The organism is Labrys sp. 22185 (assembly GCF_052045555.1).
GTDB lineage: Bacteria > Pseudomonadota > Alphaproteobacteria > Rhizobiales > Labraceae > Labrys > Labrys neptuniae.
In genome coordinates, this window is the sequence record NZ_JBQEPH010000021.1 from 39524 (window position 1) to 60305 (window position 20782).

General features: G+C 62.6%; 13 protein-coding genes. 9 read left to right on the forward strand and 4 right to left on the reverse strand.

Annotated elements, in window-relative coordinates:
* Window positions 1–113 precede the first annotated feature (113 nt).
* From ACTJKX_RS28455 to ACTJKX_RS28475, 5 genes are all read left to right on the forward strand, one after another.
* Window positions 114–569, forward strand: coding sequence for a MarR family winged helix-turn-helix transcriptional regulator (locus ACTJKX_RS28455; protein WP_311935193.1), 456 nt, complete (start codon window positions 114–116; stop codon window positions 567–569).
* On the forward strand, window positions 566–2659 hold the full coding sequence (locus tag ACTJKX_RS28460) for an FUSC family protein (protein ID WP_394308296.1): 2094 nt from the start codon (window positions 566–568) through the stop codon (window positions 2657–2659). The genes ACTJKX_RS28455 and ACTJKX_RS28460 overlap by 4 nt, the downstream gene beginning before the upstream one ends.
* Entirely contained in the window at window positions 2656–2865 is a 210-nt protein-coding gene (locus tag ACTJKX_RS28465; protein ID WP_068295920.1) for a DUF1656 domain-containing protein, read from the forward strand. The genes ACTJKX_RS28460 and ACTJKX_RS28465 overlap by 4 nt, the downstream gene beginning before the upstream one ends.
* Window positions 2862–3776 (forward strand): efflux RND transporter periplasmic adaptor subunit, encoded by a 915-nt coding sequence (locus ACTJKX_RS28470; protein ID WP_394308298.1) that lies wholly within the window; start codon window positions 2862–2864, stop codon window positions 3774–3776. The genes ACTJKX_RS28465 and ACTJKX_RS28470 overlap by 4 nt, the downstream gene beginning before the upstream one ends.
* Window positions 3777–3920: 144 nt before the next feature.
* A complete protein-coding gene (locus ACTJKX_RS28475; protein ID WP_394308300.1) occupies window positions 3921–4514 on the forward strand; it encodes a hypothetical protein in 594 nt (197 codons plus the stop codon).
* 66 nt (window positions 4515–4580) lie between these two features.
* Here ACTJKX_RS28475 and ACTJKX_RS28480 read toward each other — a convergent pair whose 3' ends face one another.
* From ACTJKX_RS28480 to ACTJKX_RS28490, 3 genes are all read right to left on the reverse strand, one after another.
* The gene (locus tag ACTJKX_RS28480) at window positions 4581–5489 is read right to left on the reverse strand and encodes a homocysteine S-methyltransferase family protein (protein WP_440727302.1); all 909 of its coding nucleotides are present in this window, start codon (window positions 5487–5489) and stop codon (window positions 4581–4583) included.
* Window positions 5490–5659: 170 nt separating this feature from the next.
* Window positions 5660–6271 (reverse strand): LuxR C-terminal-related transcriptional regulator, encoded by a 612-nt coding sequence (locus ACTJKX_RS28485; protein WP_440727303.1) that lies wholly within the window; start codon window positions 6269–6271, stop codon window positions 5660–5662.
* 849 nt (window positions 6272–7120) lie between these two features.
* Complete coding sequence (locus tag ACTJKX_RS28490; RefSeq protein ID WP_156771738.1) at window positions 7121–7288, reverse strand: hypothetical protein; 168 nt, start codon at window positions 7286–7288, stop codon at window positions 7121–7123.
* A gap of 346 nt (window positions 7289–7634) precedes the next feature.
* On the opposite strand from ACTJKX_RS28490, the gene ACTJKX_RS28495 reads away from it, so the two are divergent.
* Both ACTJKX_RS28495 and ACTJKX_RS28500 read left to right on the forward strand, forming a co-directional pair.
* Window positions 7635–8369 (forward strand): LuxR family transcriptional regulator, encoded by a 735-nt coding sequence (locus ACTJKX_RS28495; protein WP_082980089.1) that lies wholly within the window; start codon window positions 7635–7637, stop codon window positions 8367–8369.
* A gap of 76 nt (window positions 8370–8445) precedes the next feature.
* Window positions 8446–9084 (forward strand): acyl-homoserine-lactone synthase, encoded by a 639-nt coding sequence (locus ACTJKX_RS28500; protein ID WP_311935179.1) that lies wholly within the window; start codon window positions 8446–8448, stop codon window positions 9082–9084.
* A 223-nt stretch (window positions 9085–9307) separates the two neighbouring features.
* Here the strand turns inward: ACTJKX_RS28500 and ACTJKX_RS28505 are convergent, their stop codons facing one another.
* Window positions 9308–10072: a 4'-phosphopantetheinyl transferase family protein gene (locus ACTJKX_RS28505; protein ID WP_440727304.1), complete on the reverse strand. Its 765-nt coding sequence runs from the start codon at window positions 10070–10072 to the stop codon at window positions 9308–9310.
* 758 nt (window positions 10073–10830) lie between these two features.
* Between ACTJKX_RS28505 and ACTJKX_RS28510 the strand changes: the two genes are divergently transcribed.
* Window positions 10831–12723, forward strand: coding sequence for an amino acid adenylation domain-containing protein (locus ACTJKX_RS28510; RefSeq protein WP_440727324.1), 1893 nt, complete (start codon window positions 10831–10833; stop codon window positions 12721–12723).
* Window positions 12720–20777 (forward strand): amino acid adenylation domain-containing protein, encoded by an 8058-nt coding sequence (locus tag ACTJKX_RS28515; protein ID WP_440727305.1) that lies wholly within the window; start codon window positions 12720–12722, stop codon window positions 20775–20777. The genes ACTJKX_RS28510 and ACTJKX_RS28515 overlap by 4 nt, the downstream gene beginning before the upstream one ends.
* Window positions 20778–20782: the final 5 nt, after the last annotated feature.

Here is a 20782-nt window from a genome sequence, read left to right on the forward strand (position 1 = left end):
CATCATTCTATACGCCTGACTGACAGATGATGTCAGGAGGCTTTCTCTTTGGCGGCGATATCTGTTGCAATAAATAATTTGCATGCTTTTAATTAGGATGCTAATTATTAGACATGGAAAAGATTGACGCCTTGCGTTTCGCATTGACCGGCAAAACCCAACAGATCGGCCGCCATTGGCGCCGCCTGGTGCATGATATCGTCGCGACCCATGGCGTCTCGGACGCCGCGGCGGTGCCGCTCATCCAGATCGAGCGCATGGGCGGCGGCGTAAATCAGACCGAGGTCGCCGATGCGATCGGCATCGAAGGAGCTTCCCTGGTGCGCCTGCTCGACCAGCTTTGCGCCAGCGGCCTGATCGAGAGGCGCGAAGGTGCGGATCGCAGGGCCAAGACACTCTGGCTCACGGCCGAGGGCGAACGGGTAACAAGCGTGATCGAGCAGGAACTCGTCGGCTTGCGTACCCGCATTCTCGGTCATCTTTCGCAGGACGATATCGAGGCCACGCTGCGCGTTTTCCGCGCCATCGAAGAGGCGTCGGCCCGTCAGCAGGCGGAGGCGGCGACATGACCGCCGGCTTCGCCCTGCCAACCGTTCGGGACTGGATCTTCTCGCTCAAGGCTTTTTCGGCCTCGATGCTGGCACTCTATATCGCGTTGGCCGCCGGGCTGGAGCGCCCCTACTGGGCGATGGCGGCTGTTTATGTCGTTGCCAATCCCCTGGCTGGCGCCACGACGTCGAAAGCGCTCTATCGGGCCCTCGGCACCTTCATCGGCGCCTCCGGATCGATCCTGCTGCTGCCCATTTTCTCGTCGGCGCCGGAATTGTTCGTCATCGTGGTCGGCCTGTGGACCGGTGTCTTCCTGTTCGTCTCCCTGCTGGACCGCACGCCGCGCAGCTATGTCTTCATGCTCGCAGGCTATACGCTTCCCCTGATCGCGTTGCCGGCCGTCAGCGCGCCCGAGACCATCTTCGACGTCGCTGTTTCGCGCGCCGAAGAGATCACGCTCGGTATCGTTTGTGCCGCCCTGGTGAATTCCCTGTTCTTCCCGGCCCGGATCGGGCCGGTGCTCGGGCAGCAGATCAAGGGGTGGCTGCGCGATGCGGGAGCCTGGGCAAGCGCCGTACTGACCGACGACAATGGAGCCGGCGCGACGCTCGAACGCCAGCGGCTGGCCAGCGACATCCGCGCCATGGACATGCTGATCAGCCAGCTCAGCTACGACACGGCGAACCAGGCCACCGTGCGCGTTGCCCATGAGCTACGGGGGCGCATGGCGTTGCTGCTGCCTCTGCTGTCTTCCCTGGACGACCGCTTGGCTGCCTTGCGTGAGGCGGGCGGCGAGATCGTCGGCATCGAGGCCTTGCGTGCCCGCCTGCTCGACTGGATGCGCTCGGGCGAGGGCAATGAACGCGGTGAGGCCGATCAATTGCTCGCCGCGATTGCCGCACTGGAGCCGAAGGTCGACCCGGATGATGCCCAGGAGGCGCAATGGCCGGCCCTGGTGCTGTCGAGCACTCTGGAGCGCATGAAGGAACTGGTCGATCTATGGGAAGATTGCCGCCAGTTGCAGCGGCAGATCGAACTCGGCGACCGTATCAGCCGCTGGCGCCCGACCTTCCGCATGCGTCGGACCGTCGGCAAGGTCAGCCACTATGATTATGCACTGCTGGCCTTCCAGGTCGGCTCCGTGGCGCTCGCCACCATCCTGTCCGGCCTGATGTGGATATGGACCGGCTGGAGCGAGGGATCGGGCTGCGTGATCATGACGGCGGTCGGCTGCTCCTTCTTTGCCGCTATCGACAATCCCGTCAGCCAGATCCGCAGCTTCACGATATGGATGACCATCAGCGTCGGCTTGTCGGCGGTGTACCTCTTCGCCCTGCTGCCGCTGGCCCATGATTATGTCGGGTTGGTGGTGATGTTTGCCGTACCCTTCATCCTTGTCGGGACGCTGGTGTCGCGCCCGCAGTTCAACATGATCGCCATGCTGCTCGCGGTGAACACGGCGTCCTTCGTCGGGCTGCAGGCCAATTACAGTGCCGAGTTCGCGGCATTCATGAACTCGTCCGTCGCCTCGATCCTCGGCGGTGCCTTCGCCCTGGTCTGGACCCTGGCCACCAGGCCCTTCGGGGCGGCCATGGTCGCCAAGCGCCTGGTCAAGGCCGGCTGGGCGGATATTGCCGCGACCTCGCGCGGTGGGCGCAACGCCGATGCCGAGGCCTTCGCCGGCCGGGTCTTCGATCGGCTCGGTCAATTGGTGCCGCGGCTGGCACAGGGTGTCAGCGAGGACGTTGCGGCGGCCGATCTCCTGGTGGAACTGCGGGTCGGCATCAACGTGCTCGACCTGCAGAGGCTGCGCGGCAAGCTGTCATCGGCGCAACGTCGGCGCCTGCAGCAAGTGCTCGATGCCATTGCCCGCTTCTATGGCACGCGGGCGGCGACGGGCAGGGCGGTCGATCCGCCACCTTCGTTGCTGGGTGCCATCGACGAGGCCCTGTCGGATTTCGCCCAGGGAGTCGAGCCGGGCGTGCGGCGGAATGCGGTGCAGGCGCTCGTCGGCCTGCGGCGCGCCCTCTTTCCCGCCTCGCCGGCGCCCGTGAACCTCGCCGCGCCCGTGGCCATGCCCATCCTTCCCAAACTGGAGCTCGCATCGTGAACGCCGACATCGATATCTTTGGCGTCTATGTACCGAGCCTGATGATCCTCGCGCTCGTCGCCATCATCGCCAATCTTCTGCTTCGTTCTGTATTGGCCAGGGCTGGCGTCTATCGCCTGGTCTGGCACCGCTCCCTGTTCGATCTCGCACTGTTCGTGATCGTGCTGAGCGGGTTGTTTTCCATCTTTCAACGGTTCGTGTCGTGAAACGCTTTTTTGCCTCGCTGGGGCGAGTCCTCATCACCCTCATTGTCGTCGTCATCGCTGCCGGCTTCGGCTGGCGGTTGTGGGACTATTACATGAACGACCCTTGGACCCGGGATGGTCATGTCCGCGCCGATATCGTCGGCATCACGCCGGACGTGTCCGGCCTGGTCAGTGAAGTGCTGGTGCGCGACAACCAGGAAGTCCATCGCGGCGACGTGCTGATCCGCATCGATCCCAAACGCTTCGAGCTTGCCCTGCAGCAGGCCGATGCGGCCGTCTCCGGCACCAAGGCCACGCTGGAACAGGCGAAGCGCGACTATGTGCGCTACAGCGAACTGGGCAAGGACGTGGCCTCGGCCCAGAAGATCGAGCAGGCCCTGGCAAGCCAGGATGTTGCGAGCGCCAATTACCAGCAGGCCCTCGCCAATCAGGCCGTGGCCAAGCTCAATCTCGAACGCTCGGAGATCAAGGCGCCGGTCAATGGCGTGATCACCAACTTCAACCTCAATCCCGGCGACTATGTCTCGGCCGGCAAGGCGGTGACGGCGCTGCTCGATACCGATTCACTACGGGTCGAAGGCTATTTCGAGGAGACCAAGCTGCCCCGGATCGCGGTGGGAGATCCGGTCGACATCCATCTGATGGGCCAGCCGGCCGTCATCACCGGCCATGTCGAGAGCATTGCCGGCGGCATCGAGGATCGCGAACGCAGCGATGGTTCGAACCTCCTGGCCAACATCAACCCGACCTTCTCCTGGGTGCGCCTGGCCCAACGCGTGCCGATCCGCGTGGCACTCGACAAGCTGCCGGAAGGCTTTCACCTGGTGGCGGGACAGACGGCAACCGTCACCGTCAAGTCGAAGCCGCCGCAGGTCAGCGCGGGCGGATCGGCCGGAACGACCAGGTCCTGAGGAGAGACGACGAAGCGGCATCGGCTACGGAGGTGTCGCCCCGATCTTTCAAGTTCTCAAATTCAGAGCAAACAAGCATATGGTCGTGAATGCGCTTTGCTCCCGGTCTATGAAGTAACGTCCCTTTCCTGCAGAGGACTCTTCATGACCGCCTTGATGACAGCCGAACTTGCCTGGTACGCCACCGGGCGCTTCTACCGCGCCAATGATGGCTCACTGGCCGACTACGGCTACTTCCTGCATTTGCCGTTTGCAGATGCGCCGCTGTTCGATGGCAAGCCGGCAGAGACGACGGCGTATTTCACCTTCGCCGCCACGCCGTTCAAGGCGAACGGGATCGACAATGGTGCACTTTCGCTTGGCCTCGATCCGGTCGGCGAATTCTCGCTGTATCTGCAGCGCCGGCCAGAGGCGACCTTTGCCGATCCAGCCTCCTTCGCCCTGGGCGAGTGCATTGCCACCTTCCGCCGCACCAGCCTGGTGGTCGGCACCACGGTTGACGCTTCCCTCGCGCAAACAAGCGGAGCCATCATAGGCACCAACATGTTCTCGGCGCGCCTGATCGCGAGCCGTGCATTCGAATTTGCGGGAAAGCACTACGATCTCGCCGAGGCTGTTGGGGCCGGCATCACCCAGTTCGGTACCGCGGCGACTACGCCGATCTCGCCGCCCCCGACCGGTTACGATCTCGTCCTGCCCTTTACCGGATCGGCCATTGCCTTGGGGCGAGCCGGATAAGCCGAGGATATTGCGGCGTACCTCTCCACCGGAGGCCGGCGTGGTCCGCCGCCGCGGTTGCCAGGTTCAGCGTCTCAAGGCGGTTGCGAGGCTGTGTATATGCCGCGCGCCGATGCCACAGCAGCCGCCGATCAGGGTGGCGCCCGCTTCGGCCCAGTCACAGGCAAAGCGGGAATAGGCCATGGCCGTCAGGTCCTCCCGCGTGCCGTGCAGGGTCTCGTTGGCGGCGCCGTCCCCGTCCTGCTCCTCGAAGGCATTGGCATAGACGCCGATTTCGAGATCTGATTGCCGCTCGCGCAGGATCTTGCCGGCTACGCGCACGGCCTTCCCCATCACCTCGGGCCGGCTGCAATTGAAGAGCAGCGCTTCGGCCCCTGACCCGGCCGCCCAGGCAGCGGCATCGGCCACGCTTTCGCCGGAGCGCAACTGCGGCTCGCCGTCCTCGGCGCCCACTTCGTCGGCCAGGGTGAAGGAGACCCAGAATGGCTTGCCTGTGGCGGCCACGGCCTGGCGCACGGCCTCGCCTTCGGCGATCAGGCTGAGGGTTTCGCCGAGCCAGACATCGGCGTGGGGAGCGAGGCCGGCGACCAGCACTTCCAGATAGCCCTGGACGCGGGAAGGATCGAAGCGTTCGGGTTCATAGGAGCCGAAGATCGGCGGCAGCGATCCTGCCACCAGCACCTTGCGGCCGGAATTGCTGTCGGCGGCCTGCCGGGCGAGGCGGCCGGCGAGGTCGATCAGGGCTGGCCCCTGCTCGCGGAAGCGCTGCTCACCGATATGGAAGGGGACCAGGGCGTAGCTGTTGGTGGTGATCACCTCGGCTCCAGCCTCGATGAACTCGGCATGAACCCGGCGGACGATGTCGGGAGCCTCCATCAAAGCGAGCGCGGACCATTCGGGTTGGCGCAGCTCGGCGCCGAGGCGAAGCAGTTCCCGGCTCATGCCGCCGTCGAGAATCCGGATGGTTCCGGGCATGTCACGTCCTCCAACGATGATGGACAAGCCAGTAGCCATCCTCGAGCAGGAGAACAAGACGTCGCTGAAGGAGCAGGGCCGGGGAGTTGCGTTTGCAAGACAAGGCGCCGGCACCGCCAGGAAGCGATCCTGTTCCAGCCCGTTCCATATCCGCTGCTACGGCGTCTGTCTCAGTCGCTCGAAGTTTCGTTGGGAAGCAGCAACTCGTTGGTCAGAAACGCAACTTCGGTGCGGTTCTTGGCCTTGATCTTGCGCATGATGTTGCGGATGTGAACCTTGACCGTACTTTCGGTCATATTGAGCTTGTGGGCGATGATCTTGTTCGGCTCGCCCTTGCGTACGCAGGCGATGATTGCCAGCTGCCGTTCGGTGAAATGCGGCCGCCCCTCCACAGCGGGCGGTTGGCCATCGAGCTGGGCTGTAAAGCCCTGGCGTGCCGACAACAGGCCACTGGCCGGAACGAAGGTGCCGCCGACATTCACGATGCGGATTGCCTCGATCGCCACTTCCAGGCTGAGGCTCATGGTTACGAAGCCGCGTGCCCCGCGTTCCAAGGCGGAGACCATCGTCGCCGGATTGTCGATATCGGATAGGAGGACCACGCGCGCGCCCGGCACGCTGGAGAGAATGCGATCGAGCCCGGACTGTATGGCTCGGGCCGTGCCTTCCTCGCTGGTGGCGCATAGCAGGATGATCGTCGAAGGGGCATGCGTGGAGGCTGTCAGCCAATCATCGATGGTGTCATAGCCGACGGCAGCAAGGTTTGCGGAAGAGGCCGTCAAGCACATCGTCAGACAATCGCGCCAGAAGGCTCGCTTGTCGATTACACAAACGGGGATCTTCAAGTAACGCTCTCCCTCGTGTGTCAGGCCACTTTCACCGATCGATCTCACCTGCTTCCCCTCCTTCAATCGCGAAATAGGCAAGGACTTTCAGCGAAATGTCAAACTTCCATATTCTCGCAATCCAAGGCGGAGACAGTTTCCTTTTTGGGGAAATATTCAATACGCCGGCGTCGTGGCGCGTGGAATTGGCGCGGCATGACTTGGATTCGACACTCTTCCTCAACACGATGGGTGGACACCCATCCTCTCAGTGAGAAACACCATGGCGCAGGGCTGCGATGTGCGATTTCGCACATTGCCTTCAGGCCATGCGGCCCATGCGCGCGATCGGCAAGTCGGCGCAGCCATGCCGGGCGCGCCTCTAGGCACTGCAAGCGTGGTGGTGCCGTATCCGCAACATGGAAGCCATGAGATTGCTATCTGTCGATAGCATTGCGCCTATGCGGGTATGTGACAGCGCTTGGGGCAGGAGCAATAGAGCGCGATGAGCCAAGCCCAGAAGCTCGGTTTGGGGTGTCCTCGTGGATAGAGTGCCGGCGGGATTGGATGTTTGCGGAAAGACGATGGCGTCGCGCTGCCCTTGGAAATCATCGAGGAGCGACGCTGGCCACACATATCCGCGCATGGCGGCCTTGCCGATGCCCATAGGAGGGACCTGCCATGTGGGCATCCTTGGCGGTGCCCTGCAGATCAAGACATGACGGAAACCCGCGGCAGCATGACCGCCCGGGCTTCATGTCATTCAGCAGAGTGTGTCGATCTCAGCCAGGTTTCCGGCGGCGACTTTTAGGCCCGCTTGGGAAGCTCGTTGCCAAAACTCGTCCAATGAGCCGTGTTCAGGATGCTGCGACCCTCGACCTCGATGTCGCCATCGGCCGTCATCACGATTCGCACCGGCCCATAAGCCACCAGATCGATGGTGATCGTGCCGGTGTCGTCATCGATGGTGACCATCGATTGACCTTGTTGAACTTTAGGCATTGCGTCGTGACCCTTGTTTATCATCGGTTCGACCCCACCGTTCGCGGGAATGGCGAAACATCGTCGTATCGAAGGTTGAAACGGTTGTCGTTTCTTGACAGATATTCAACCGATCAACCTTGGTTGGTTGGTTACTAACTGGCATCGGACTGAAATGAACTCAGAGTGCTGCCATTCTTCTTTCGAGATTTAAAGAGACATCGAAGTATATAATCCAAGTCTTCATTCTATCCCGCCGGGCACCCAAGAAGTAATCTAGGAACTAGCATCCCGCTACGTTTTGCACTATCATACCGCCCCGAGGTTTAGGGGGCGGCATATGAGAGCGCTCGACAAGATATATTATGATATTGTCGATGAAATTGGCAGTGTACCGACGTCTCGTGACGTAAAAGGGATGCTGAATCGTGTTGTTCAGAGTTACGGGTTGCGTACGGCGGCCTATTTTGCTGTAAATATTCCTAGCTCTAATGGTGACGATCCCTATTTGGCCGTTACTTACTCCGATGATTGGGTTGAACACTATAAGAGCGAGAATTACGTTAGAATAGATCCGGTTCTAAGGGAGGGGTTTTCGGCCGTCCTGCCCATTGACTGGCGCAAATTCGACCTGAAGGGGTCGAAGCTCCGAGCCTTTTTCGGCGAGGCCGCCGAATTCGGGCTGGGGCGTCAGGGCCTGACCTTCCCTATCCGCGGCCGCCATGGCGAGCGCGCCCTCTTCACCATCACCAGCGACGTCTCCGATCAGGAATGGGATCAGACGTTAGGGGCCTTCCAGCGCGACTTCCAGGTCTTGGCCTACCATATCCACAATGCCATCCTGCGTACGGAGGCGGTTGAAGAAGAGGAAGTCCATCTTTCTCCGCGTGAGATCGAATGCCTGAAATGGGTTGCCCGCGGCAAGACGGTCTCGGAAACTGCGACGATACTCTCCCTTTCGGATCGGACGGTGCGGTTTTACCTCGACCTGGCTCGAGCAAAACTGAATGCAACTAATGTTACTCATGCCGTCGCCAAGGCAATGAATATGAGCATTTTTTTCGGATCGAGGTAACCCGTCAAATACGCCGTATTTCTAAGGGAATAAGTGACCAATAAATTCGAGCAGATTCCGACGGAGGGTCTGTTCGATGATTGAAGTCATTCAAAGTTACGAACGTCATTTACATACTGAAACCCTGGATGCACTTTACGAGATGCGTGCGAGGGTCTTTAAAGACAGGCTTGATTGGGACGTTAATGTTTCCAACGGTCGCGAGATAGACTATTTCGACGATTGTGATCCTGTCTACTTGATATCGCGAAATCAATACACGGGTCGTGTGGAGGGCGGTCTGCGCCTGTTGCCTACGACCGGCCCGAATATGCTGCGCGATGTCTTCTCAGTACTGTTGCCGGATGGCGAAATTGTGGAGAGCCCGCTCATTTGGGAAAGCTCCCGCTTCGCGATCGACCCCGACTTGGCCAATGACGGCAACCGTCGCCTGCATTCGGTGACGACGGAGCTGCTGTGCGGCATCGTCGAGGTCGGCATGCTTGCTGGCATCGATTTCGTGGTGTCTGTCTACGATGCCCGCATGGCCCGCATCTTCAAGCTGGCCAACTGCCCGGCGGACGTCATTGGTGTGCCGACCAGAATCGGCCGCGTGATGACCTATGCCGGTCTCTTCGAGATCAGCGAGGAGATGCGCGCCGGGATCGCTGCAGCCGGCCAGATCACAGGTTCGGTCCTGCGTTCCGAAACGCAAGTCCACGCGGTTGCAGCTTAAGCCGCAATCGTTGAGTTTGCGAGCCAATTGGCTGGAGAAGCGCAAATTTCGATGCCCGAGGCCAGGAAGGCTCCGGGCTCATCCCAGTCGCCTTGGGAATGTGGGCTGGATGCCGTCGCCAGGAGCTGGCGCCACATTCTGAGGTGTCATAGGGCGTCCAAGGGCCGCAAGCCCTCGGCATGCTGCTTGTCTGGCGTATCGGCAGAGTGGCTGGTGCTGTCCGTCAAGCCATTTCGACGATCGACCAATCGAGGCGCCGTGCTGCCACCGAGCCAGTGCGGTTCATAGCGGATCTCAGAGCGTGAATACGCCAACATTTCGCTTCGTCGGGATCGCCACCGACGAAGCGGGGTGCCGTGTCGCCCCGGATGGCAAGATCGAATTCGAAATGGGTTGGCGGGTGAGCAAAGCCCGTGCCGAGCGCCTTCAGGCACGCTTCCTTGCGCGCCCAATTCTCGAAGAAGACGCCTTGCCGCACGCCGGCTGGCAGTGCCTCGAATTGTGTGTGCTCGGCAGGTGAAAATACCTGCGATGCGATGCTGTCCTCGATCGGGCGGATATGCTCGATGTCGATGCCGATTTCGCAGTCGTTCGCGACGGCGAGGGCAGCCGTGTTTTCGCTATGGCTCAGATTGAAGCAGATCCGCCATTCCGAAGGCTGGGTCGTGCAGAAGGGCTTGCCTTCGGCGCTATAGCCGAAACCAACCGCTTGCGGCGATACCGCGAGATAGTCGGCAAGAATTTGCCTAAGCCTTCCGCGCGCCGCCACGAAGCGGCGACGATGCCGCTCGAAGCGGAATTTGTCAGCGCGACCGCGCTCCTCCCCCGACAAGACCTGCCAGTTGCGCTCGAAGTCGTCTTCGTCGGCGTCAAGGCTCCATTGCCAGACATGAACGTCGTGTGGAGTAGGGGGGATGAGCAGGGGAAGCGGCATCGAAAGCTTGGATTCAACTGGCGTGGCGGTTGACTGATTCCACTCGATCAGCATCGAGGCCGGCGCGCAACCTCTCCCGGGTCGAGCGATGGCGGAGGCGTTTGAGCCGTCACTCCCACCTTCAGCCCTGTGCCTTACGGCTATCGGGGTAGGGGCGTGAGTCTCAGGGATCGATGGAGCCTACTCCTTTTGGTCCGATTTTGCCTATCGGGTGGGGGGAGGGCATTCAATTTCCCGAATTGAGGCCGTGATCTTCAAACTCTACAATAATCGCAGTGTTTCGCTGGATGGGTTCTTTGGGTCTGCATTGAGCTTCAACTGTTTTCTTGGTTTCCGCAAAGGTCATTTTGGTTTTTCGGCGTCAAGAGAGCGAAAGAGGTATACCACCTCAATAATTCCTTCGTAGAATGTAGTGTGCCTTGTAGTTTTTGAAATCTACGTGCGAAGATTTTTTCGTTTCACGGTAAATTCACGCATGTTTTCGAAACATATGTTTATGTCGATATTGAAGTATTTCTCACGCATATCTGGAATGAGAAAGGCAATAGCTGATCTGGGAATGTTCGGCGCAATTATGGGACTGGGTTGCTGGGGAATGTGTGAAAACGCACACGAAGCGTCCGAAAGCCAGGATATTCCGGTTCGCGCGCAATCGTAAGCTCGGCACCTCTGGCCGTCCCGACGGGCCGAAGGAAAGCAATGGATATCACATCGGTGCTGTAGGCGTCGGCAACGACGGCTTGGCGGCACGGCCTGCGGCGGAACGATCCTCCGGGGCACTGTACACGATTTTGCATGGGGGCTCCGTGAGTATGTTTCAAACCAACCTTTCCGTCCATCAATTGATCAGCGAGCAGGCCGCGCTTCGCCCCGACAGCCTTGCGGTGACCTGTGACGGCGTTTCGATCACCTTCGGTGAGTTGAACGCGCGCGCCAACCAGCTCGCTCATCGCCTGCTCAAGATGGGCGTGAAGCCCAACACGTTGGTCGCCATCGGCCTGGAGCGGTCGATCGACATGATCGTGGGCATGCTGGGCATCATGAAATCGGGTGCTGCCTATTTGCCGCTCGATCCGAGCTATCCGCGCGAGCGCCTGACCTTCACGCTGGAGGATGCCCGGCCCCTGGCATTCGTGACCACGGCCAGCGGCCGCCCGGCGCTGCCGCCGAGCGATCTGCCGATGATTCTGCTGGATCAGGACGCCGATAGCCTCGGCACTGAACCGGCCACGAATCCGGACATCGCCATCGATCCCCAGTCGCTCATCTACGTCATCTATACGTCGGGCTCCACCGGCCGCCCGAAGGGATGCCGGCTGACCCACCACAACGTCGTGCGGCTGTTCCACGCAACCGACCACTGGTTCGGCTTCGGCCCGCAGGATGTGTGGACCTTCTTCCATTCGCATGCCTTCGACTTCTCCGTGTGGGAGATCTGGGGCGCGCTGGTCTATGGCGGCCGCGTGGTTGTGGTGCCCCATCGCGTCAGCCGCTCGCCCGAGGATTTCCTGGACCTGCTCGTTCGCGAGCAGGTGACCGTGCTCAACCAGACGCCATCCGCTTTTCGCACTTTGATCGAGGTGGAGCGCCGCCGCCCGGAAGCGTCGGCCCTCGCCTTGCGCTATGTGATCCTCGGCGGCGAAGCCCTCGAGTTCCAGATGCTGCGGCCGTGGTTCAACCGCTATGGCGATGCCAAGCCACGCATCATCAACATGTATGGCATCACCGAAACCACTGTGTTCGTCACCTATCGTCCCGTGTCTGCGTCCGAGCTCGACAGCAACCGGGCAAGCCTGATCGGCGTGCCGATCCCCGATCTGACCATCCATGTGCTCGACGAGAACCGCAGGCCTGTCCCGGTGGGCGAGGAAGGCGAGATCTATGTCGGCGGGGAGGGGGTGTGCCTGGGCTATCTGAACCGTCCCGAGCTGACGGCGGAGCGTTTCATCGACTGGCAGCCCTCGGAAGGTCAGGCAGCCGAGAAGTTGTACAAGACCGGCGATCTCGTCCGGCGTACGGCGGACGGTGACCTCGAATATCTCGGGCGCAGCGATCACCAGGTTAAGATCCGCGGCTTCCGCATCGAGACGGGTGAAATCGAAAACCAGCTCATGCGCCATCCTGCCGTTACGGCTTGTGCTGTGATCGCTCGCACGGATGGCCCCGGGGAGGCGAAGCTGGTCGCCTATATCGTGCCTTCGGCCACTCCGGCCGATGCCGCCACCCTGAAGGCACATCTGGCGCAGACCTTGCCGGACTACATGCTTCCCTTCGCCTTCGTCGACCTCGGCGAATTGCCGATGACCGAGAACGGCAAGCTCGACCGCAAAGCGCTGCCCAGCCCGACTTTCGCGGCCAGCCCGATCGTGCCGGAGGCGCGTGACGAGCTTGAGCAGAAAATTGCGGCCATCTGGTCGCGGGTTCTGTCCGTGCCCGACGTCAGCACCAAGATCAATTTCTTCGATCAGGGTGGAAGTTCGCTGCAGATCCTGACTGTTCTCAACGAAATCCAGGAGAGTATCCATCCTGAGCTTCGTTTGAGCGACGTGTTCGAGCGTCCCACCATCACGGCTCTCGCCAATTTCATCCGCTCGAGTTCCGCGCCTGCCGCGAGCCCGGCCGCCAGGCCGGAGAATCTGCGCGCCCGCCAGCAGGCCGAGGCGCTCCAGCGCATGCGCCAGCGCCAGATGGGAGCGGCAAGGTGAGCTCCATCTCCGACCCTCCCCTCAACGCCATTGCCGTGATCGGCATGGCGGGCCGCTTTCCCGGTGCCCGCACTGTCGGCGAATTCTGGCAGAATCTGCGCAACGGTGTGGAATCGATCACCCGTTTCGAGGACAGCGAGCTCGAAGATACGTACGGGCCCGACATTCGGCGGGCGCCCAATTTCGTGCGGGCCCGTCCGATCCTGCCCGATGTCGAGTTTTTCGACGCCGAGTTCTTCGGCATGTATCCGCGCGAGGCAGAACTGACTGACCCGCAGCATCGCATCTTCCTCGAATGCGCCTGGGAAGCGCTCGAGGACGGTGGCTACGATCCGGCAAGCTATCCCGGCAGCATCGGCGTCATCGCCGGTTGCAGCATGAACACCTATTTCCTCCATCACGTCGTCGGCAATCGCAACGTGTCGGAGGATTTCACCAATGCCTTCCAGGTCGGGCAATATCCGATGCTGCTCGGCGCCAGTCGTGAATTTCTGGCGACGCGAGTGTCCTACAAATTCAACCTGAACGGACCGAGCTTCAGCTTGAACACGGCTTGCTCGACCTCGCTGATGGCGATCGCGCAGGCTTGCCAGCAATTGCTGCTGTTCCAGAGCGACATGGTCATTGCCGGCGGCGTTTCGATCACCTTCCCGCAGAAGCGCGGCTATCTGACCCAGGAAGGCGGCATGGTGTCGGAGGATGGCCATTGCCGCACCTTCGACGCCGACGCCAGAGGCACCGTCTTCGGTAGCGGCGCCGGCGCCGTGCTGCTGAAGCGGCTCGAGGACGCGCTTGCCGACGGCGATCATATCTATGCCGTGGTGCGCGGCAGCGGCGTCAACAATGACGGTTCGGCCAAAGTCGGCTACACCGCGCCGAGCTCCGATGGCCAGGCGGCTGCCATCATGATGGCGCATGCCAATGCCGGGGTCGATCCCCGCTCGATCAGCTATGTCGAATGCCATGGTACCGCAACGCCGCTCGGGGACCCGATCGAGATTGCAGGCCTGACCAAGGCTTTCCGCGCCACGGGCGACGCGGGCAGGCAGTATTGCGCAATCGGGTCGGTCAAGAGCAATGTCGGCCACCTCGACGCGGCTGCTGGCGTGGTCGGTTTCATCAAGACGGCGCTCAGCCTCGAAAACCGCCAGTTGCCGGCGACCCTGCACTTCAAGAAGCCCAATCCGCGTCTCGACATCGAAAACAGCCCATTCTTCGTCAATGCGGCGCTGAGGGACTGGCAGGAGGGGCCGGAGCCGCGCCGGGCGGGCGTCAGCGCCTTCGGCGTCGGTGGCACCAATGTGCATGTGGTGCTGGAAGAGGCGCCGATGCCGACGCCGCGTCCAGCGGCAAAGGGCGTCGAGATCCTCACTGTGTCGGCCCGCAGCGAAGCAGCTTTGGGCAAGGCCCGCTCGGCTCTGGCCGGATACTTGTCTGCCAATCCCGGGCTGGAACTCTCGGACGTCGCGCACACGCTGCAGCTCGGACGCAAGGCTTTCGACTATCGCTGGTCCGCCGCTGCCAGTGATATCCCGGCAGCCGTCGCGGCCCTGAACGACCCGGCGGCGCGTGTCTTCAAGGCCGCCAGCGATCCTGGCGTCGTGTTCATGTTCCCCGGACAGGGATCGCAATATCCCGACATGGGGCGTAGTCTCTACGAGGCCGAACCAGGCTTCCGGGCCGACATCGACCGTTGTGCGGCGATCCTGCGGCCGCATCTGGAGCGCGATCTCAAGGACCTGCTCTATCCCGGCAGGCGCGAGGCCGATGATCACAAGCAGCTGGCTGCCACCTGCTATGCCCAGCCTGCGATCTTCGCGGTCGAGTATGCATTGGCCCGTTTGTGGATCGCCCGGGGGATCGTGCCGCGCGCGATGATCGGGCACAGCGTCGGCGAATTCGTCGCAGCCTGCCTGGCCGGGGTTTTTACGCTCGAAGAGGTGCTGCCGCTCGTCGCCGCCCGTGGTCGCCTGATGCAGGACCTTCCGCCGGGAGGCATGCTGGCGGTGAGGCTGCCCGAGGCGGAGCTTGTGCCTTTGCTCGGCGCCGATCTTGCCATCGCTGCCATCAACGGCCCAGCCTTGTGTGTCGCATCCGGGCCGGACGACGCCATCGATACGCTGGAAGCGCAGCTGAAGGCACGCGGTGTCGTCAGTCGCCGACTCCACACCTCGCATGCCTTCCATTCCCCCATGATGGACCCGATCCTCGCCCCCTTCACCGAGGAGGTGCGCAAGATCGGACTGAGGGCGCCCGCCATTCCTTATGTCTCCGGCGTCACGGGCCAATGGATCACGGCTGAGGCTGCAACATCGCCCGACTATTGGGCGCGGCATTTCCGCGAGCCGGTACGCTTTGCCGACGGCCTGGCGCTTCTGCTCGGCGATACGGCGGCGATCCTGCTTGAAGTCGGCGCCGGCAACACCTTGACCACGCTGTCGCTGCAGGGTGCGGCGCGGGGCCGGACCGTGGTTTCCTGCCTGCCCGACGCGGCACGCGAGCGGCCCGACCAGGATACCGTAGCGGAGGCTGTGGGCCGGTTGTGGACTGCCGGCGTGGCCGTCGACTGGGCCTTGCAGTCGAGCGAGGCGACGCGACGCAGAGTGCCTCTGCCGACCTATCCCTTCGAGCGCACGCGCCACTGGATAGAGCCGCCCACGCGCCAGCCTGCTTCCGCGGCTGTGGCCAGTCCGCCGGTCGCTCCGCGATCCGAGCCGGCGCTTCCTGCCAATACGCCGCCTGCCGAAATCCTCGCAATGCCGCTCCCCGAGCAAAACGTGATGTCCGATATGACCGCCCGCACCGACACCATCAAGGCCGCTATTATCTCGATCTTCGCCGACCTGTCCGGCGAGGACGTGGCCTCTGCCGAACCCGGCACGACCTTCCTGGAAATGGGCTTCGACTCCCTGTTCCTGACCCAGGCTGCCCAGGAGCTCCTGAACAAGTTCGGCCTCAAGATCACCTTCCGCGCCCTGTTGGGGGATCTCGGCAGCATCGAGGCTCTGACGGAACATGTCGCAGCGGCGTTGCCGCCCGAAAAATTCGCACCTGCACCGGCGCCGGTTCCGGTTCCGGTTGCAGTGGCTCCGGTCGCCGCACCGGTTCCCAATGTTGTTTCGCCGGTCGGCCAATCTGCGCCTCTCCTTTCGACTGCGTTGCCGCTTGCCGGTACGGGAGCTGGCGTGGAGGGCTTGATGCGCGACCAGCTTCAGGTCATGGCGCATCTGATGCAGCAGCAACTCGAAGTGCTGCGTGGTGGGGCGGTATTGCAGGCTCCGGCTGTCCAGGCCGTGATGGCACCCCCCGTGTTTCCTTCCCCGACGCCTGCGCTTCAGGCCGCGGCCGCCCCGCAGCCTGCCGCAGCACCTCAGGCAGATGCGGCCCCGGTCAAGGAATTGCCGTCGCGCTTCGCCGTCTACAAGAACAGCCAGAAGTCGCAGGATCAGGGGCTCGATGCCCGCCAGCGCAGCCATATCGAGGCGCTTACCTCGCTCTGGAATGCCCGCAGCCCCGGCTCCAAGCAGCTGACGCAGGATTATCGCAACGTCCTGGCCGACCCACGCGCAGCCTCCGGCTTCAATCCTGACTGGAAGGAGATGGTCTATCCCGTGATCGCGGCCCGCTCGAAGGGTTCGCGGATCTGGGACGTCGACGGCAACGAATATATCGATCTGGTCAATGGCTATGGCCAGACGATGTTTGGCCATGCCCCGGATTTCGTGGTCGAGGCGGTCGACAGACAGTTGCAGGAAGGCTTCGCCATCGGCCCGCAATCCGCAAGGGCGGGCAAGGTTGCGGCTCTCTTCTGCGAGATGACCGGCAATGAGCGCGCCACCTTCTGCAACACCGGCTCGGAAGCGGTGATGGCAGCCATGCGGGTGGCGCGTACGGTCACTGGGCGCAAGCGCGTCGTCATGTTCGCCGGCGACTATCACGGCCAGTTCGACGAAGTGCTGGTCAGGGGGCAGGTCCGTCAGGGCGAACATCGCACTTTGCCGGTGGCACCGGGTATTCCGCCGCAGTCGGTCGAGAACGTCACCGTGCTGGAATACGGCTCCGAGGAGGCTCTGGCCTGGATCCGCGAGCATGCGGAAGAACTCGCCGCCGTGGTGGTCGAGCCGGTACAGAGCCGCCGCCCGGACCTGCGCCCGGTCGAATTCCTCAAGCAGGTTCGCGCCGTGACCGAAGCGTCCGGCACTGCGCTGGTGTTCGACGAGGTGGTCACGGGCTTCCGCATGCACCCAGCGGGCATGCAGCACCTGTTCGACATCAAGGCCGATCTCGCCTGCTACGGCAAGGTGGTCGGCGGCGGGCTGCCCGTGGGCGTGCTGGCCGGTAAGGCCAGCTTCATGGACGCGCTCGACGGTGGCGACTGGCGCTATGGCGACGAGTCCTATCCGGAAGTCGGGGTCACCTTCTTTGCCGGCACCTTCGTGCGCCATCCGCTGGTCCTGGCCGCGCTCGAGGCGGTGCTCGAGCATCTGAAGGCCAGGGGGCCGGCCTTGCAGGAGGAGGTTTCGGCCCGCATGGGGCGCCTGGCCGAACAGCTGTCTGGTTGTTTCGCCGCGTGCGGCCTGTCCCTGCCGGTCCCGAGCTTTGGCAGCCTGTTCTACATCAATCCGAGCCATGACTACCGCTTTGGCAGCCTGCTCTACTATCATCTGCGCGCCCGCGGCATCTATGTGCATGAGGGCTTCCCCTGCTTCCTGACCACCGAGCATACGGACGAGGATGTCGCGCGGATCGTGCGGGCTTTCCGCGAGAGCATCGAAGCCATGCAGGCCGACGGCATGCTGCCCGGTGGCCCTCCGCTTGCAGGCGGCGACGGCAAGACCGGAGCGGCAGCCAAAATGGCCTCACCGACCGGTCCCATTGCACCGACCGCTTCCCAGACCGAGGTCTGGCTCTCGGCGCAGCTCGGCGACGAGGCCTCCTGTGCCTTCAACGAATCCATCAGCCTGAGTTTCGAGGGAGCCCTCGACACGCAAGCCCTGCGCGCATCGCTCAACGACGTCATTGCGCGACACGATGCGCTGCGTATCCATTTCGATACGACCGGCACCCGCATGAGCTTTGCACCTGAGCTTCGTCTGGAGCTGCCGCTGGTGGATGTTTCCGGGGAGGCCTCGCCGCAACAGGCGCTGAAGATGCGGATCGAACAGGATGCCAGGAGAGCTTTCGACCTGGTCGGCGGCCCGCTGGTGCGCGGCGAACTGGTTCGGCTCTCGCCGGATCGGCACGTCCTCGTCTTTACCGCCCATCACATCGTCTGCGACGGCTGGTCGATCAATGTGCTGATCGGCGAACTCTCGGAATTCTATCGAGCCAAAGTCGAGAACAGCCAGCCCGTACTGGCCGAACCGCTCCCCTTCAGCTGCTACGCCCAGACCGTGCAGGAAGTGGCTGATGACGAAGCCTATTGGGTCGGGCAGTTCCGCACCGCGCCGCCGCCTCTCGAGCTGCCCTGTGATCGCGCGCGGCCGCCGATCAAGACCTTCAACGGTGGATCGGTCCAGTTCGCCATCGAAAGGCCGCTCTATGAGGCGGTCCGCAAGGCTGGAGCCAAACGCGGCAGCACCTTGTTTGCTACCTTGCTCGCTGCCTTCGAGATCCTGATGGGCCGTCTTGCCGGCCAGAATGAAGTGGTGGTCGGCATACCGGCCGCTGGCCAATCGCTGATCGAGGACGACAGGGCACTGGTCGGCCATTGCGTCAATCTGCTGCCGCTGCATGCGAGCTGGCAGGACGGCATGAGCTTTGCCGATTTTCTGGCCGTCACCAAGCAGAGCGTGCTGGAGGCCTATGACCATCGCAGCTGCACGCTCGGCACGATCCTGCGCAAGCTGACGCTCCCGCGCGATGCCAGCCGGCTGCCGCTCGCCGAAGTCCAGTTCAACGTGGAGCGCCTGGGCGGAGACTTGGCGTTTCCTGGGCTGACGACCGAAGTCGTTCCCAACCCCAAGCGCTTCTCCACCTTCGATCTCTTTGCGAATGTGACGGAATCCGCCAACGGCTTGCGCATCGATTGCGACTACAATGCCGATCTCTTCGACGAGGCGACGGTCCGCCGCTGGCTGGGGCATTACCGTGCCTTGCTGCAGGCGATCGCCGATGACGTGACCACGCCGATCGAGCGTTTGTCATTGCTGGCCGCCGGCGATGTGCCGGCCACCCTGGCCGGACCGTCCTTGCCTGCGCCTTCCGATCCGAACCTGCTCACCATTCATGGTCTGATCGAAGCCCAGTCAGTGGCCAATCCGGGGGGCGTCGCCGCGCTCTTCGAGGATCAGCAACTCACCTATGGCGAACTCGACCGGCGCGCCGGCCAGCTCGCTGCGCATTTGCATGATCGCGGTCTTGGCAAGGGCGCACGCATTGCCGTGCTGGTCGATCGCTCGCTGGACATGCTCGTCTCACTGCTGGCCGTGCTGAAGGCAGGCTGTGCCTATGTTCCGCTCGCGACCAATCACCCGACAGCCCGGCTCAATGGCATTCTGGCTGAAGCTGAAGTCGCCGCTGTGGTGACCCAGGCAGCCTATGAAGACATTGCTTCGGCTGCGGCCGTGACGGTCCTGGTCGATCGCGACCGTGACGCGATTGCCGCACGCCAGCCCTTGCCCGCATCGGTGGCCAGGGCGACCGGCGAGGATCTCGCCTATGTCATCTTCACTTCCGGCTCGACGGGCAAGCCCAAAGGGGTCGAAGTGACGCATGGCTGCGTCGCCAATTTCCTGGCCTCGATGCGCCAGGTGCCGGGCTTCACCGCCGAAGACCGGCTGCTGGCCGTCACCACGATCTCCTTCGACATCGCAGCGCTCGAGCTCTATCTGCCGCTGGCTTGCGGGGGCAGCGTGGTCATCGCACCCCAGAGCGAGACGGCCGATGGCCAGGCCCTGCTCAAGCGTCTGGAAGGCTGCGGCGCCACCGTGATGCAGGCAACGCCGATCACCTGGGTGATCCTGCTGGAATCCGGTTTCAAGCCTTCGCCGAAGCTGAAGATGCTCTGCGGCGGCGAAGCGATGCCGCGCAGCCTGGCGGATCAATTGGTCCAGAATGATGGCGAGCTGTGGAACATGTATGGACCGACCGAGACGACGATCTGGTCGTCGGTCGCCCATATCCGTCCGGGCCCGGATCCGATCACGGTCGGCCACCCCATCGCCAACACGCAGTTCCACGTGCTCGACAAGTTCGATCGCGTGCAGCCGCTCGGCGTGGTGGGCGAACTCCATATCGGCGGCGACGGCGTCGCCCGTGGCTATTTCCACCGGCCCGACCTGACTGCCGAAAAGTTCATTGCGGACAGTGTTTCGGGCACGCCCGGCGCGCGGCTCTATCGTACGGGAGATCTCGCCCGCCTCATGCCGGGTGGCCGCCTTCAGCTTCTGGGGCGCAACGACCATCAGGTGAAGCTGCGAGGCTTTCGCATCGAGCTCGGCGAGATCGAGGCCGCGCTCGGCAAGGCTGGCCTCGACGTCAATGCGGTGATCCTGCGCGAAGACAATCCAGGGGATCCCAGGCTCGTGGCTTATTACGAGGCGCCTGCCTCGAGCGCACCCAGCATCGAGGCTCTTCGCAATGCCCTCGGCCGGGACCTGCCTGATTATATGATACCCAGTCAGTGGGTCCGCCTTGACGCCATGCCGCGTGGGTCGAGTGGCAAGCTCGACCGCCGTTCCCTGCCCAAGCCGAGCGAGACATCCGCGAACGAGTTGTCGGGCACTTATGTCGCGCCCGGCAATCAAGCCGAAACGATCCTGGCGGACATTTGTGCCGAGGTTCTTGGACAGGGGAGAATCAGTGTGGCGGACGATCTGCTCATGCTTGGCGCGGATTCGATCCATATCTTCCAGATCGTGGCGCGTGCGAACCAGGCCGGGCTGAACCTGTCGGCCAAGACCCTGCTGCAGCAGCGCAGTATCGCCAAGGCGGCAGCCACGCTCGCGGGGGTGTCGCCGGCCGCGGAACCTTCCGAGCTCCCGCAGCTCGTTCGTGTTGCCAGGAGCAGCCGCCGTGTTGCCGCCAGCGCTCTGCAGTCTCCGGAACGGTGAAGCCG

Bases quoted from the DNA above. Each gene is read 5' to 3' on its own strand.
- ACTJKX_RS28500 (WP_311935179.1), top strand. From the start codon at position 8,446: ATGATTGAAGTCATTCAAAGTTACGAACGTCATTTACATACTGAAACC.
- ACTJKX_RS28490 (WP_156771738.1), bottom strand. From the start codon at position 7,288: ATGGTCACCATCGATGACGACACCGGCACGATCACCATCGATCTGGTG.
- ACTJKX_RS28510 (WP_440727324.1), top strand. From the start codon at position 10,831: ATGTTTCAAACCAACCTTTCCGTCCATCAATTGATCAGCGAGCAGGCC.
- ACTJKX_RS28495 (WP_082980089.1), top strand. From the start codon at position 7,635: ATGAGAGCGCTCGACAAGATATATTATGATATTGTCGATGAAATTGGC.
- ACTJKX_RS28475 (WP_394308300.1), top strand. From the start codon at position 3,921: ATGACCGCCTTGATGACAGCCGAACTTGCCTGGTACGCCACCGGGCGC.
- ACTJKX_RS28480 (WP_440727302.1), bottom strand. From the start codon at position 5,489: ATGCCCGGAACCATCCGGATTCTCGACGGCGGCATGAGCCGGGAACTG.
- ACTJKX_RS28455 (WP_311935193.1), top strand. From the start codon at position 114: ATGGAAAAGATTGACGCCTTGCGTTTCGCATTGACCGGCAAAACCCAA.
- ACTJKX_RS28505 (WP_440727304.1), bottom strand. From the start codon at position 10,072: ATGCTGATCGAGTGGAATCAGTCAACCGCCACGCCAGTTGAATCCAAG.
- ACTJKX_RS28460 (WP_394308296.1), top strand. From the start codon at position 566: ATGACCGCCGGCTTCGCCCTGCCAACCGTTCGGGACTGGATCTTCTCG.